This window comes from Micromonospora sp. NPDC005237, from assembly GCF_040607775.1.
GTDB lineage: Bacteria > Actinomycetota > Actinomycetes > Mycobacteriales > Micromonosporaceae > Micromonospora.
In genome coordinates this window covers 233,621-247,383 of record NZ_JBEXHJ010000007.1, presented here as the reverse complement: position 1 = coordinate 247,383, position 13,763 = coordinate 233,621, and the positions used below count along the sequence as shown (strand labels likewise).

General features: G+C 73.0%; 13 protein-coding genes. 8 read left to right on the top strand and 5 right to left on the bottom strand.

The annotated features are described in order from the left end of the window. Positions 1-35 precede the first annotated feature (35 nt). Together ABZT87_RS20750 and ABZT87_RS20745 are read left to right on the top strand one after the other, a co-directional pair. Positions 36-836 carry a hypothetical protein gene (locus ABZT87_RS20750; RefSeq protein ID WP_355065176.1) on the top strand — a complete coding sequence of 267 codons (801 nt, stop codon included), beginning with the start codon at positions 36-38 and terminating at the stop codon, positions 834-836. After that, positions 833-2,119 (top strand): hypothetical protein, encoded by a 1,287-nt coding sequence (locus ABZT87_RS20745; RefSeq protein WP_355137448.1) that lies wholly within the window; start codon positions 833-835, stop codon positions 2,117-2,119. Before ABZT87_RS20750 ends, ABZT87_RS20745 begins: the two co-directional genes overlap by 4 nt. Positions 2,120-2,157: 38 nt before the next feature. Here ABZT87_RS20745 and ABZT87_RS20740 read toward each other — a convergent pair whose 3' ends face one another. From ABZT87_RS20740 to fxsA, 3 genes are read right to left on the bottom strand one after another with little or no spacing between them, the layout of a single operon-like run. Then, positions 2,158-3,861: an HEXXH motif-containing putative peptide modification protein gene (locus tag ABZT87_RS20740; RefSeq protein WP_355137446.1), complete on the bottom strand. Its 1,704-nt coding sequence runs from the start codon at positions 3,859-3,861 to the stop codon at positions 2,158-2,160. Next, positions 3,858-5,087: an FxsB family cyclophane-forming radical SAM/SPASM peptide maturase gene (locus ABZT87_RS20735; protein WP_355137444.1), complete on the bottom strand. Its 1,230-nt coding sequence runs from the start codon at positions 5,085-5,087 to the stop codon at positions 3,858-3,860. Before ABZT87_RS20735 ends, ABZT87_RS20740 begins: the two co-directional genes overlap by 4 nt. 2 nt (positions 5,088-5,089) lie before the next feature. Further along, positions 5,090-5,281 carry an FxSxx-COOH cyclophane-containing RiPP peptide gene (gene fxsA / locus ABZT87_RS20730; protein WP_354859636.1) on the bottom strand — a complete coding sequence of 64 codons (192 nt, stop codon included), beginning with the start codon at positions 5,279-5,281 and terminating at the stop codon, positions 5,090-5,092. 283 nt (positions 5,282-5,564) lie between these two features. On the opposite strand from fxsA, the gene ABZT87_RS20725 reads away from it, so the two are divergent. The 3 genes from ABZT87_RS20725 (at position 5,565) to ABZT87_RS20715 (ending at position 8,360) form a co-directional block, all read left to right on the top strand. Continuing rightward, positions 5,565-5,918, top strand: a complete 354-nt coding sequence (locus tag ABZT87_RS20725) for a YciI family protein (RefSeq protein WP_354859633.1) — start codon at positions 5,565-5,567, stop codon at positions 5,916-5,918. A gap of 2 nt (positions 5,919-5,920) precedes the next feature. Then, positions 5,921-7,129 (top strand): sigma-70 family RNA polymerase sigma factor, encoded by a 1,209-nt coding sequence (locus ABZT87_RS20720; RefSeq protein WP_355137442.1) that lies wholly within the window; start codon positions 5,921-5,923, stop codon positions 7,127-7,129. A 91-nt stretch (positions 7,130-7,220) separates the two neighbouring features. Then, positions 7,221-8,360: a glutamate--cysteine ligase gene (locus tag ABZT87_RS20715; protein WP_355065185.1), complete on the top strand. Its 1,140-nt coding sequence runs from the start codon at positions 7,221-7,223 to the stop codon at positions 8,358-8,360. A 10-nt stretch (positions 8,361-8,370) separates the two neighbouring features. On the opposite strand, the gene ABZT87_RS20710 is transcribed toward ABZT87_RS20715, so the two are convergent. Together ABZT87_RS20710 and ABZT87_RS20705 are read right to left on the bottom strand one after the other, a co-directional pair. Next, on the bottom strand, positions 8,371-10,155 hold the full coding sequence (locus ABZT87_RS20710; RefSeq protein WP_355137440.1) for an N-acetylglutaminylglutamine amidotransferase: 1,785 nt from the start codon (positions 10,153-10,155) through the stop codon (positions 8,371-8,373). Between the two features lie 118 nt (positions 10,156-10,273). Beyond that, on the bottom strand, positions 10,274-10,702 hold the full coding sequence (locus tag ABZT87_RS20705; RefSeq protein ID WP_354859624.1) for a MarR family winged helix-turn-helix transcriptional regulator: 429 nt from the start codon (positions 10,700-10,702) through the stop codon (positions 10,274-10,276). A 95-nt stretch (positions 10,703-10,797) separates the two neighbouring features. On the opposite strand from ABZT87_RS20705, the gene ABZT87_RS20700 reads away from it, so the two are divergent. The 3 genes from ABZT87_RS20700 (at position 10,798) to ABZT87_RS20690 (ending at position 13,746) form a co-directional block, all read left to right on the top strand. After that, positions 10,798-12,576 carry an ABC transporter ATP-binding protein gene (locus tag ABZT87_RS20700; protein ID WP_355137764.1) on the top strand — a complete coding sequence of 593 codons (1,779 nt, stop codon included), beginning with the start codon at positions 10,798-10,800 and terminating at the stop codon, positions 12,574-12,576. Between the two features lie 193 nt (positions 12,577-12,769). Continuing rightward, positions 12,770-13,300, top strand: a complete 531-nt coding sequence (locus ABZT87_RS20695) for a hypothetical protein (RefSeq protein ID WP_355137438.1) — start codon at positions 12,770-12,772, stop codon at positions 13,298-13,300. After that, a complete protein-coding gene (locus ABZT87_RS20690; protein ID WP_355137436.1) occupies positions 13,237-13,746 on the top strand; it encodes a DUF559 domain-containing protein in 510 nt (169 codons plus the stop codon). Before ABZT87_RS20695 ends, ABZT87_RS20690 begins: the two co-directional genes overlap by 64 nt. The last annotated feature ends 17 nt before the right edge of the window (positions 13,747-13,763 follow it).

The following is a 13,763-nucleotide window of genomic DNA, read 5'->3' as shown; positions in this document are numbered from 1 at the left end:
CGCAACCATCGAACGGGTCGTCGAGGTCGCGCAGGATGGCATCGCGGTTGGCGGCGATCGTCGGCGCGAGCGGCCTGCTGGCCGCCCTCACCGGCGTGGTGGTCGCCCGCAGCTTCGATCCGGTGGTCGATGGGGCCGCGGACGTAATCGGCAGTGACCCGTTGCAGGTGTACGCGGTTCCGGACCGCGACCTGGGCGCGGAGCTGGATGCTGCCTGGGTGTCGGACCGTCCATTGCCGTCGAGCATCACGACGGGCGGTCAGAGCCCGGAGCGGCTCACCGCTGTCCTGCTCGCCGCGGGCGTGGTCCGGGCGGGTCAGGCCACGACCGCGGTCACGATCGAGAACAAGCGCTCTGATACGGCTGTCCTGACCGCGATCACCGCCTCCGTGCACCGGCGTGCCGTGCCGCTGAGCGATTCCTTGGTCGTCATTTCGCGGGCGGGGGGTGGTCCCGGTGCGGGTCCGGTCGCGCTCGGATTCGATCTTGACGGGCCCAGTCTGTCCGCGCAGGCGTTCGGCAAGCACGACGTCTTGACCGGTCCGTATCTTGACACAACCGGCCTCACGCTGACCGGCGGCGAGAAGCTGAGGTTCAATTTCGTCGGACGTACGAAATCCAGCTATGTCGAGTGGTCAATCAAGATCGACTATGTGGTCAGTGGTCGGGCCCGGACGCTGACGGTGCTTCCGGGCGGCTCTCCCATGCGGGTGACCGCACTGACCAGCCGCTATTCCCACTCGTACCGATGGAATGACGAGGGCGTGCAACGGGTGCCGGTCGAGCAGGTGTGCGGCTCGGACTGCCGGCGTGAGCAGTGGCGGAAACCGGAATGAGTAGCGGGTTCGGGATAAGACCTGGCGTGCGCATCGTCCTCCTGACTGTCGTCCTCTTGGTGCCGTCCCTCCTGACTGCGCTTCTCGTGGTGCGGAACGAGGGCCGACACCAACCATCCGGACCGCCCGACGTCCAGCCCGTCGACGCGGCGTCAGCACCACCGGCCACAGTGCGCGCGGACGTGGTGCCCTTCCAGATCGGCGCGTTCGCCACGCCGCTGAAGACCGGCGAGAAGCCGCCTCCCGCCCGTACCTGTGCGGAGGCGATGAATTGGATGCGGGCGATAGGTGGCGCGGCCATCGGTGAGGCACGGGCAGAGATCTCGATCCGAGTCCCGAGACGGGTGCAGGTCAACGTCCGCGACATCCGGGTGCGAACCGTCGACTCGGAGGCCGTCGACCCTCGAGCCGCCGTCGTCTGCACCAACTCCGACTACACGGTGGATCCTCGTCCGGGGAACTGGCGCTTCGCGGAGACGTTCGGCATCCTGGGCGCGCCCGCATCAACCAAGACCGAGGTCGTACAGCTTGCGAGGCCCGAAGAGTCCGTCGATCGGCCGGCAGTCAGAATGTCGTACCTGGGCGTGACCAGCGAGGACCTGGACGTGCCGGCCGGCGGGGACCTGCGGGTGCCGTTCTACGTGACGGGGCATGGCGGGCCCGCCCACCGGATCGGGTTCCAGATCGAGGTCGACGTGACGATCAACGGCGTCCAGGAAACCCACATCCTCGACGATGGTGGCCGCCCCTTCTCCCTCTACGACAGCACGTTGCGCTACCTCGACGCCAACTACGACTGGCTGGCGGACAAGAGGGAGTGGGTGGTCAATGGAGGCGATCGGACCATTTCGGTCGCTCCGGCCACTGTGCCGACGACCAGGTGGTGCAAGGCGCTCTCCCTCGCCGAGGTCCGACGGGTGCTGCGACAGTGGGTGGAGGCGCAGTCGTTCGACTCGGATTTCCGGCCCAGCTGCGCGTGGTTCGACGGCGCCGTACGACTCAATCTCGCCCTGGACCTCGAGCCAGACGAAGCGTCCGCGAGGGCCGAGTTCGCCTCCATGCGCAACGGGACGCTCGGCCTCGGGGGCGGCATCAAGCCGCACGTCGTCGACATCGGAGACGAGGCGGTGGCGGCGGCCGGTTCCGGAATCTACGAGGTGTCTGTCCGATATGGTGCGGAGATGATGAGCCTTACCCTCGGCGATCCCGAATTCCGGAATGACCCAGCGGTGCTGAGCGCGCTCGTCGAACTCGCCCGAACCGCCGCCGAACGCCTCTGGTGACGACGGCTCGGCCGCTTCCTCGTGGACGCGTACCATGATCACCGACGTTGCGTCAGGGCGGCTGCCACCGTGAGCACATCGGTATCAGGGACCGCCTGATGGGTTGCGCGGACCAGGTCCGGCCGCGCCATCAAGGTGTGCGCCGCGTCGGAGTGGCCGCCTCGACGGGCAGCGAGCATCAAGCCGACCCACGCGTCGCTGTCTTCGGGATCATCGATCAGCCGCCGCTGGTACGCCATCAACGCGCCCGCCACGTCACCTGCGACGTAAGCCCGGTCCGCCGGATCGTCAGGGAAAAACCCGCTGCCGGGGGCGACGAGTTGGCGGCACACCGCCGCCTCGGGGCCACTGCGCACGGCTAGCGCGGGTCGAGCCGCGGTGGCCGTCACGATAGGTGCGGGGCCGCCGCCCGACCATGGCTCGCCTCGCCGCACGGCGCGTAACGCCAGCTCGACCTCCATGGGGTCGGGAACCAGGTTGGCCAGCCCCCACCGCACCGCGCTGGCGTCCGCCACGTCCCGCACCGCCGCCGCGACCGCGCCGTCGACCGGGTCACGCCAGCCGCGCAGGGTGCTCGCCATGTCGGCCACGAACGACCGGCCGGCCGCGGTCAGCTCGGCCGCGTCGGCGAGCTGCCGGACCGCGCGGATGGTCTGCTCCCGCCAGTACGCGTACTCGAACGCGGCGGCGGTCCCCTCGTGCCGCCGGCAGCGCCACACCTCGGCCACCCCCAGGTGCGCGTACGCGCCCTGCAGCAGCGCGCCGACCGGGCGCGGGTCCAGTCGCCAGGGCGCCCGGTAGCGGGCCGGCCCACCCGGGCGGTGAAGCGGAACCAGATCGAGCAGCGCGCCGAGTTTGGTGTGCTGCAACTCGTGCACGAGCAACAGCGCCAGGGTCCGCGCGTCGGCGGGCACGGAGAGCGCTATGGCGCCGAGCGCGTCCCTGCTGGTGGCGCTCACCGGGTTGCCCGAGGGCGGCGGTCGCAGCGGCACGAGTGTGCGCAGCAGCCCGGCCAGCGCGTCGGCGTGCGCCGGAAGGTGGGCACGCAGCCACTGCCCGGCCTCGGCGGTGAGCCGGTCCAGTCGGTCGGCCGACACGTCGTCCAGTCGGGGCGCCGACGGCCGGTGGTAGCAGTCGCGCCACGGGTCCTGGTCGTCGACCAGCACCTCGACCGCGTCGAACGGCCTGGTCCTGCGGACCGGCAACCAGCCGATCCCGCCGACGCCCGCGTCGAGCAGCCGGCCACCGCCGGCCTCGACCCGTACCCCGTCCCCGTCGCCGCTGGCGGCGTCGATCCGCAGCGTGCCGGCCTCGCCGGACAGCCGCACCGGGCTGTCGAAGGGCAGGCCCGTCGCCGCGCCGACGGTGGGCAGCGGCAGCACACCGTCGGCCGGGCGGGGCAGCGTCAGCGTGAACGTCAGGCCGGCGCGGGTCGCCGCCGCCGCCGCGAGCGCGGCCAGGTAGGCGGGCCCGGCGGCGCCGTCGAGCGCGGCGCGGGCCCATCCGGTCACCGGTGGATGGGTCAGCACCGCGGCCACCGTTGCCGGGTCGGCGTGCTCGGCGCGGGTGAGCAGCTCCAGACTCTGCCGGACCAGTGGCTCGTCACGGCAGGCGCGGGCCGCGGCGACGGTCAGCAGCCGTCGGCGACCGAGCTGCCCGCCCCGCAACACCGCGACCGTTGCGGCGTCGCCGTGGCCCCCGGCCAGCCCGGCGAGCTGCGCCGCCGACAGCGGGCCCGTCATGGGCGTGCCACCGGCGTCGGCACGCTCGCCCCGGCGACGCGACGGCGCAGCGCGTCCAGGTCGGCGGTCACCACCGTCCGCACGTGCTGGATCAGCCGCAGCAGGTCGGCACAGTAGACGGACGGGTGGGCGAAGCCGGCGCCGTCGCGGAAGCGGTGCGCGTACAGGCCGCCACCGCAGACGTCGACGACCGGGCAGGCCCGGCAGGCCGGCGCGAGCGCCGCGGTCCCGGTGGGACGCCCGGCCAGCGACGGGTGACGCAGCGCCTCGTCGAAGCTGTGCCGGAAGACGTCGAAGCCGGTCCGCATCGCCGACGCGGTGGTCGTCTTGAGCGTGTCGGTGCCCTCGATGGTGCCGTCGGTCTCGATCGTCATGACGTCCGGCTCGGCGGCGCCCAGCGCCTGGGTGCCGCTGCGTCCGCCCAGCAGCAGCGCGATCAGTGACTCGAACAGCCGGATGCCGGTACGCCGGGGCGTCTCGGCGTACCAGCGGTCGAAGACGGCGATCAGCCAGTCCGCGTACGGGGTGGCGGGGTCGTCGGGGTGGCGTCCGGGTGGGGGAGCGCTCCAGTTGCCGTGCGGCAGCAGCAGATCCAGTCGGGGCGGGTCGAACTCCCGCAGGCCCTCGTAGACGGCGATCGGGTCGTTGGCCAGGTCGACCGTGCAGAGCAGACCGGCGTAGCGGGCCCGGTGTTCGGGCCGGGCCAGCAGGCGCAGCGCGGCGGCCACCTCGGCGAAGCTGCCCCGGCCGTCGGCGTGGCGGCGATGGCGGTCGTTGGCGGTGCGGTCGCCGTCCACGCTCACCCCGACGTCGATGCCGTGCGTGTGGCACAGGTCGAGCGCCGCCTCGTCGAGCAGGAGCCCGTTGGTCTGCATCGCCACGTCGAGTGCGACGCCGGAGGGCATCGCGGCGCGCAGCGTGCGTACCGTCCGGTCGAGCACGGCGGGGCCGGCGAGCAGCGGCTCCCCGCCGTGCAGCACCACCCGGACCCGGTCGGTGCCGTGCCGGGCCACGTGGGCGGCGAGCCGGTCGGCGACCCGGCTCACGGTGCCGGGGGCCATGACCCGTGGCCGGGCCCGCCAGCCCTGGTCGGCGTGCCGGTAGACGTAGCAGTAGTCGCAGGCCAGGTTGCACCGTGAGTGGACCTTCAGCACCACCTGGCGGATGCGGGGCGCGGCCACGGCAGGCCGGTGTCGGGTGGCCGACGGCGGGGCGTCGGCCGGCACGGTCAGAAGCTCGACTCGAACGCCGACACGTCGCCGGGCCGGCCCGGCTCACTCTCGGCGGCCAGCGTGCCCAGCACGTGGGCCAGGACGCCGTCACCGGCGCCGGCCAGCAGGTCCGCCAGAGGTACGTCGCCGAGCTGCACCAGAGCGGTGCCGACAGTGCGTCCGATGGGCGGCTGGTCGTGGTCAGCCACCGTGGACCGTCCTTCGGTCGAAGACCGGCACCTGCGTCACCGCTGCGCTCACTCCGCCTTTCTACACCATCGCACCCGGCCCCGGACGGCGCGACACCGCAGCCCGTACGCGCTGGCCACCGTGCCGTTACCTGGCGTACGACCGGGGCCGCCCGGCGCGGCGTCGCATACCCGCGGCCGGGACGGCCGATTTTTTCCGGCCGGCCTGTCGAGGTGGGCGGTAGTCGTTCGTATGGAGGATGAGAGGTCGGCGTCGCGCCGGCCGCCACGAGGAGGAACAACGATGACGCTCTACCTGCTCAGCATGCACCAGCCGCAGGGTGGGGTGCCGGAGCCGGAGTTCCTGGCACAGGTGATGCGCGAGGTCGGCGAGCTGCGCGACGAGCTGGCAGCCGCCGGGTCCTGGGTCTTCGGTCAGGGTCTGCACGGGCCGGAGACCGCCACGGTGCTGCGCGCCCGCGACGGTGATGTCCTGGTCACCGACGGACCGTTCGTGGAGGGCAAGGAGTACCTGGGCGGCGTCACCATCATCGACGTGCCGGACTTGGACGCCGCCCTGCACTGGGGTCGCCGCTACGCGCTGGCCACCACCCTGCCGATCGAGGTCCGCCCCTTCCGGCCCGGGGCCGGAGACTGACCGTGCCGGACGTGGAGGCGGTGTTCCGCGCCGAGTACGGCCGCGCGGTCGCCGTGCTGGTGCGCCTCCTCGGCGACATCGACCTCGCCGAGGAGGCCGTCCAGGACGCCTTCACCATCGCGCTGCGCCGGTGGCCGGACAGCGGGCCGCCGCCCAGCCCGGCCGGTTGGATCATCACGACGGCCCGCCACCAGGCCATCGACCGGCTGCGCCGGGAGGCGACCCGCGTCGACCGGCACGCCCAGGCGGCCCTGCTGTACGCCGCCGACCCACCCGACGAGGAGGGGCCCGTGCGCGACGACCGGCTACGTCTGATCTTCACCTGCTGCCATCCGGCGCTCGCCCCGGCCACCCGCGTCGCGCTCACCCTGCGTCTGCTCGGCGGCCTGCGCACCGCCGAGATCGCCCGCGCGTTCCTGGTGCCGGAGGCGACGATGGCGCAGCGACTGGTCCGGGCCAAGTCGAAGATCCGCAACGCCCGCATCCCGTACCGGGTGCCGCGCGACGCAGACCTGCCCGACCGGCTCCACGCCGTGCTCGCCGTGCTGTACCTGATCTTCAACGAGGGGTACACGGCCAGCGCCGGCCCGCACCTGGTCCGTGCCGAGCTGTGCGTCGAGGCGATCCGGCTGGCCCGGCTGCTCGCCGAGCTGATGCCGGACGAGCCGGAGGCGCTGGGCCTGCTCGCGTTGATGCTGCTGACCGAGTCCCGCCGGGGCGCGCGGACCACGGCGGACGGCGAGCTGGTGCCGCTCGGAGAACAGGACCGGGACCGGTGGGACCGCGCCCTGATCGCCGAGGGGCAGTCGCTGGTGCGTCGCTGCCTGCGCCGCGACCGGCCGGGGCCGTACCAGATCCAGGCCGCGATCGCCGCCGTGCACAGCGCCGCGCCGCGCGCCGCCGACACCGACTGGCGTCAGATCCTTGCCCTGTACGACCAGCTGACGGTGGTCGCCCCCGGCCCGGTGGTGGCGCTGAACCGGGCCGTCGCGCTCGCCGAGGTCGCCGGTGCGGCGGCGGCGCTGGCCGAGGTGGACCGCCTCGATCTGCCCGGCTACCACGTGCGGCACGCCGTCCGCGCCGACCTGCTGGCCCGGCTCGGCCGGCGTGGGGAGGCCGTCGAGGCGTACCGAACGGCCGTCGCGCTGACCGACAATTCGGCCGAACGGGCCTTTCTCGACCGTCGGGCGGCGGCGGTGTCGGCGGGCTGACCGCGCGTTTGCCGGCCGCCCCGGGCGGGAAACCGAGCCGCCCGTCGGCCGGGGTGTCCACCCCTGGCCGCAGCAGCGGATGGAGGCGGCCATGGCGTACCGACCGGCGACCGTCGACACCGTGCCCGACCTCGGCACCCTCACCCTCACCCTGGGCGTCGAGGAGGAGTTCCTGCTGCTCGACCCGGACAGCGGCCGGAACCTGCCGGTGGCCGACCAGGTGCTGGCGGCGCTGCGCGGCCCGGCCCGCGACCAGGGCCGCCAGGAGTTCCGGCACAGCATGGTGGAGATGGTCACCCCGGTCTGCGCCGACCTCACCGAGCTGCGCACCCACCTGGTGGCGCTGCGCCGCTCCGCCGTCGAGGCCGCCGCCGTGGCCGGGGCCCGGCTCGTGGCGGTCGGCGCCACCCCGGTGGCCGAGCCGCACCGGACGGTGCCCGACCGGCCGCGCTACCACGCCATGTCCCGCCGGTACGGGCCGGTGGCGCACGACCCGGCGGTCTGCGGCTGTCACGTGCACGTCGGGCTGCCGGACCGGGAGCTGGCCGTGCAGGTCTGCAACCACCTGCGGGTGTGGCTGCCGGTGGTGCAGGCGATCACCACCAACTCGCCGCTGCACGACGGGTACGACACCGGCCACGCCAGCTGGCGGTCGATGCAGTTGGAGCGCTGGCCCAGCATCGGCCCCACGCCGTACTTCGACTCCGCCGCCGACTACGACCGCACCGTCGACGAGCTGATCGCCGCCGGCATCATGCTGGACGCGGCGATGGTCTACTGGTACGCCCGGCCGTCGTCGGCGTACCCGACGGTGGAGGTCCGTGTCGGTGACGTCTGTCCGACCGTGGACGACGCCGTGCTGGTCGCCGCCCTGGTCCGCAGCCTGGTCGCGACACTGGCCGACGACGTACGCGCCGGGGTGCTCGCCCCGCCCGTGCGCGACTGCCTCGTCGCCGCGGCGCACTGGCGGGCGGCCCACGACGGCCTGGACGGCGAGCTGATCGACCTGCGCGCCGGCGGCGCCCGACCGGCCTGGGACCTGGTGGACGAGCTGATGGCGGTGATCGCCCCGGCGCTGCTGCGTCACGGCGATCTCGGTTACGTGCTGGCCCAACTGGCCCGGCTGCGCCGCGACGGCACCGGCGCGACCCGACAGCGACGGGTGCTGGAGCACACCGGCGACCTGCGCGCGGTCATCGACGACCTCGCCGCCCACACCGCCGCCGGCTGACCAACGGTTCTCAACGGATGTCGTGGGTCTGCAACCACAGTTCCAGCAGACCGAGCTGCCACAGCTTGTTGCTGCCCGCCGCAGCCTCGGCCCGGTCCGGCTCGGCGAGCAGCCGCGCCACGTACTCGGGGCGGAACAGGCCCCGCTCGCGCGCGACCGGGGCCTGCAACGCTTCGGCGACCAGCTCGCGCACCGGCCCGTCCACGTTGCGCAGCGCCGGCACCGGGAAGTAGCCCTTCGGCCGGTCGACCACCTCGGCCGGCAGCACCTCCCGGGCGACCTCCTTGAGCACGCCCTTGCCGCCCTGGGCCACCTTGTGCTCCGGTGGGCAGCGCGCGGCGAGGGTGACCAGGTCCTGGTCGAGGAACGGCGTACGCACCTCCAGCCCCCAGGCCATGGACATGCTGTCCACCCGCTTCACCGGGTCGTCGGGGAGCATCAGGTGGGTGTCCAGGCGCAGAACGGCGTCCAGCGCGGTCTGCGCCCCGGGCGCGGCGAGGTGGTCGGTGAGCAGGTCACGGCTGGCGTCGTGCTCCAGCGCGTACGCCGGGCCGACGATGGCGCGCAGCTCGTCGTGGCCACGGTCGAAGAACGCGGCGGCGAACGTCTCGGCGGCGCCGTGGCGGGGCACCTGGGTCAGCGGCTGGTGGTAGCCGTAGCCGGCGAACACCTCGTCGGCGCCCTGCCCGGACTGCGCCACCTTCACATGCCGCGCCACCTGCTCGGACAGCAGGTGGAAGGCGACCACGTCGTGGCTGCCCATCGGCTCGGTCATGGCCAGCACGGCCCCTCGTACGGCGGGCGTCAAATCGTCGTCGGCGAGCCGGATCCGGTGGTGGTCGGTGTCGTACGCGCGGGCCACCAGGTCGGAGTAGTGGAACTCGTCGCCGGACTCGTCGCCCCGGCTGTCGAAGCCGATGCTGAACGTGCGCAGGTGCTCCTGGCCGGCCTCGGCCAGGAGCGCCACGATGAGGCTGGAGTCCAGACCGCCGGAGAGCAGCACCCCGACCGGGACGTCGGCGACCAGCCGTCGGCGTACGGCCGTGCGCAGCGCGTCGGAGATGGCGGCCCGCCAGTCGGCGGCGTCCATCCCGGCGTCGGCCGGCTCCCGCACGTAGTCGGGCTGCCAGTACACCTGCTCACGGCTGCGCCCGTCGGCCTCGATCACCCGCACCGTGGCGGGCGGCAGCTTGCGGACGCCGCGCAGCACGGTCCTGGGCGCCGGCACGATGGAGTGCCAGGACAGGTAGTGGTGCAGCCCCACCGGGTCGATGCCGGTGTCGACGTCGCCGGCGCGCAGCAGCGCGGGCAGGGTGGAGGCGAACCGGAGCCGCCCGGGGGCCTCGGCGAGGTAGAGCGGTTTGATGCCGAGCCGGTCGCGGGCCAGGACGAGCCGCCGCCGGGGCCGGTCGACCAGCCCGATCGCGAACATGCCGACCAGGTGGTCGACGAAGCGTTCACCCCAGTGCGCGTACGCCACCAGGATCACCTCGGTGTCGCTGGTGGATCCGAAGGAGTACCCGGCGTTCCGCAGCTCGTCGCGCAGCTGGGGGTAGTTGTAGATGCACCCGTTGAAGACCAGCGCCAGGCCCAGGTCGTCGCGCACCATCGGCTGGCCGCCGGCATCGGACAGGTCGATGATGGTCAGCCGCCGGTGCCCGAGGAGCACCCAGTCGTCGGCGTACAGGCCCTCGTCGTCCGGGCCGCGCGAGCGCATCGCCTCGGTCATCCGGGTGACCGCCGCCGCGTCGGGCGGCCGGCCGTCGAAGCGCACCTCCCCGCTGATCCCGCACATCAGGCGGGGTGGCGGTGGTTCAGGGCAGACATGAGCGCCTCCTGTCACGTCTCCCCGGCTGGTGGTGGCGGGGGTCCGGCGAACGAACGGGGCGGCTGGCTACCCGCGCGCGGGGCGGTTATGCGCGCAGGGTGCGCAGGATGCGGGCCAGCTCGGCGCGGTCGGCGTCGGGGAGGTGGCCGAAGAAGCGGTCCGCCTCGGCGCGGCGGGCGGCCCGGATGGCGGCGCTGACGCGGGTGCCCTCGTCGGTGAGCGCGACCAGGGTCGCCCGGCGGTCGGCCGGGTCGGGTCTCCGTTCGACGAGCCCTCGGGCCTGAAGGTCGTCGACGACCTCGGTGGCCGAGCGGGGCGCGATGTGCAGGTGCTCGGCGAGCGTGCCGGGGCGTACCTCACCGTGACGGCCGAGCACGCCGAGCGCCCGGGACTGGCTGGGGGTGACGTCCCACGGCGCCAACGACTCCCGGGTCTGTCGGCGCAGACGGGACGCGACCGCCCAGAACGTCTCGGCCAGGCTCTCGTCGCCGCTGTCGGTGGTGTCCTCGGTCACCGGAATACGGTAGCAGCCGATACTGTTGTTCCCTCATGTTGAGGTAACCTCAGCATATCGCCTCCGGAAGGAGTTCCCCCTTGGAACCCACCCCGATGGGCCGCGACCGCGGCCACCGCACCGTCAGCGCCGAGGAGAAGACGCAGGCCCGCCAGGTGTCCCTGCGCCGCATCGGCCGCCTGTTCACCCCCCACCGACCCGCGCTGGCCATCGTCACCGCGATCATCGTGCTCTCCTCGGTCGTCGCGATGGCCAGCCCGTTCCTGCTGCGTGCCGTGATCGACCGTGCCCTTCCGCAGGGCGACGTGACCCTGCTGGTCTGGCTGGTCCTCGGCATGGTCGCCGTGGCCGCCGTGACCGCCGCCCTCGGCGTCGTCCAGACCTGGATCTCCACCCAGGTCGGGCAGCGGGTCATGCACCGGCTGCGCACCGACGTGTTCAGCCACCTCCAGCGGCAGTCGCTGGGCTTCTTCACCCGCACCCGCACCGGCGAGGTGCAGTCGCGCATCACCAACGACATCGGTGGCATGCAGTCGGTGGTCACCTCCACCGCCACCGCCGTCGCGGCCAACCTCACCACAGTGGTCGCCACCGCCGTCGCCATGGTCGCGCTCTCCTGGCAGCTCTCCCTGGTCTCGCTCGTGGTGCTCCCGCCGGCCATCTGGCTGACCCGCCGGGTCGCCCGGATGCGCCGCGAGATCACCGACCAGCGCCAGCGCGAACTCGCCGACCTCAACGTCACCGTCGAGGAGGGGCTGTCGGTCAGCGGCGTCCAGCTGGCCAAGACCCTCGGCACCGGCCCGGCGCTGATCGACCGGTTCACCGCCTCGTCGGCCCGCCTGGTCGACCTGGAGTTGCGCAGCGAGCTGGCCGGCCGTTGGCGGATGGCCTCGATGAGCATCATCTTCGCCGCCGTACCGGCAGTGATCTACCTCGCCGCCGGCCTGCCCGGCGCCGCCGGCACGCTGAGCATCGGCACCCTCGTCGCCTTCACCGCCCTGCAGGGCGGCCTGTTTCGGCCACTGATGGGCCTGCTCAACGTGGGCGTGTCGCTGACCGCCTCGCTGGCGCTGTTCGCCCGGATCTTCGAATACCTCGACCTGCCGGTCGACGTGGCCGACCCCGCCGAGCCGGTCCGCCTCGACCCCGCCCGGGTCCGCGGCCACCTGCGCCTTGCGGACGTCACCTTCGGCTACCCCGGCAGCGACACCGCCGCCCTCGCCGGCATCACCCTCGACGTGCCCGCCGGCACCAGCCTCGCCCTCGTCGGCGAGACCGGCTCCGGCAAGAGCACCCTCGCCGGACTGGTCAGCCGCCTGCACGACCCGACCGCCGGCCGCATCACCATCGACGGCGTCGACCTGCGCGACCTGCGCCTGACCGACCTGGCCGCGATCGTCGGCGTCGTCAGCCAGGAGACGTACCTGCTGCACACCACAGTCCGGGAGAACCTGCGCTACGCCCGGCCGGACGCCACCGACGCCCAGATCGAGGCCGCCGCCCGCGCCGCCCAGATCCACGACCTCATCGCCGGCCTCCCCGACGGGTACGACACGATGGTCGGCTCCCGCGGGCACCGCTTCTCCGGAGGCGAGAAGCAACGACTCGCCATCGCCCGTACGCTGCTGCGCGACCCGCGCATCCTGGTCCTCGACGAGGCCACCAGCGCGCTGGACACCGAAACCGAACGCGCCGTGCAGCGAGCGTTCGACGTGCTCTCCGAGGGTCGGACGGTGCTCACCATCGCGCACCGGCTCTCCACCGTCCGCGACGCCGACCAGATCGCCGTCCTCGACCACGGCCGCATCGTCGAGACCGGCACCCACCAGAGCCTGCTCGATCACGACGGCCGCTACGCCACGCTGGCCGCGTGAGCCCCCGTTGCTCCCTTGCTCCCTTGATCGTTGGCGGCTGGGCGACATGACACGCCGACAGCTTCGCTGTTGAGGTGCCACCGATCATCGCGGGCTAGCAGAACGTGGGCGCACGTGGGGGTTTTCCACATGGGGAGTGCTGTCCACAGAGGCCGACGGGGGTCCTTGCGGCCCTCGGGGGCGGAGCCGCACGGTGCGTGGTGTGAACTCGGTGCTGCGGGAACTGGTGAAACGGTCCGGAGGGCTGGTCACCCGCGCGGCGGTGACCCAGGTGGTGCCGGAGTGGGCGCTGGAGCATGCCTGCCGCGGCGGTGAATTGGTACGGGTGCTGCCGGAGGTCTTCGTGGCGGCGCACCTGGTGGACAGTCGGCCGGGCATCCCGGTCCTGAAGCAGCTCGACCCGGGCGTGGCCCCGCTCGCGGCTCTCGCGTGGGCACGGGGGTGCGCGACACTCAGCCATGTCAGCGCGCTCGCCGCATGGGGCCTGCACGCGCCGACTGCCAACGAGCCACTGCACCTCAGCGCACCGATCAACGCTGGCCTACGGACGCGCCCGGGAGTGGTGGTGCACCGACGCAGGGGCCTCGTCATCGAGCCGCCGCACGTGGTCGTCCGCAGAGGGCTGACGGTGACCCGTCTTGAGCAGACCATCGTCGACTCGTGGCCGATCCTGCCGTCCGCCGAGCGACGGGCGCCGGTGATCCGGGCGGTCACGACTGGCTGACCACCCCGGAGCGGCTGGCGGTCGCCCTCAGCAGCGAGCCGAAGCTGACCGACCGGGCAGCGTTGCGGATCCTGCTGACCAGGCTCGGCGAGGGATGCCGTAGCCCGCTGGAGATCTGGGGCCACGAGCACGTCTTCACCGGCCCGACCATGCCGGAGTTCTGCCGGCAGGTGCCGGTGCGTCTCGGGCGACGCACCGTGTACCTCGACATGTTCGCCGAGCGGGAACGGGTCAACATCGAACTCGACGGCTCCACCACCCATGGCGTCCCTCGCCAGCGGGAGGCCGACCTGCGCCGGGACGCTCTGTTGGCGACCGTCGGAATCCTGGTGGTCCGCTTCGCCCATCGCCGGCTGGTCAACGAGGCCGACGACGTACGCCGGGAGACCCTGGCGATCCTCGCGACGCGCCGGGATCTGTGGCCGCCCGTGATCGGTGGCAGCTGAGCGATTCGACACGCCGC

What these genes read in the sequence shown, in the direction of transcription:
- ABZT87_RS20700 (WP_355137764.1), top strand. Translation starts at nt 10,798, where the DNA reads ATGGGCCGCGACCGCGGCCACCGCACCGTCAGCGCCGAGGAGAAGACG.
- ABZT87_RS20710 (WP_355137440.1), bottom strand. Translation starts at nt 10,155, where the DNA reads ATGTGCGGGATCAGCGGGGAGGTGCGCTTCGACGGCCGGCCGCCCGAC.
- ABZT87_RS20715 (WP_355065185.1), top strand. Translation starts at nt 7,221, where the DNA reads ATGGCGTACCGACCGGCGACCGTCGACACCGTGCCCGACCTCGGCACC.
- ABZT87_RS20750 (WP_355065176.1), top strand. Translation starts at nt 36, where the DNA reads ATGGCATCGCGGTTGGCGGCGATCGTCGGCGCGAGCGGCCTGCTGGCC.
- ABZT87_RS20745 (WP_355137448.1), top strand. Translation starts at nt 833, where the DNA reads ATGAGTAGCGGGTTCGGGATAAGACCTGGCGTGCGCATCGTCCTCCTG.
- ABZT87_RS20740 (WP_355137446.1), bottom strand. Translation starts at nt 3,861, where the DNA reads ATGACGGGCCCGCTGTCGGCGGCGCAGCTCGCCGGGCTGGCCGGGGGC.
- ABZT87_RS20725 (WP_354859633.1), top strand. Translation starts at nt 5,565, where the DNA reads ATGACGCTCTACCTGCTCAGCATGCACCAGCCGCAGGGTGGGGTGCCG.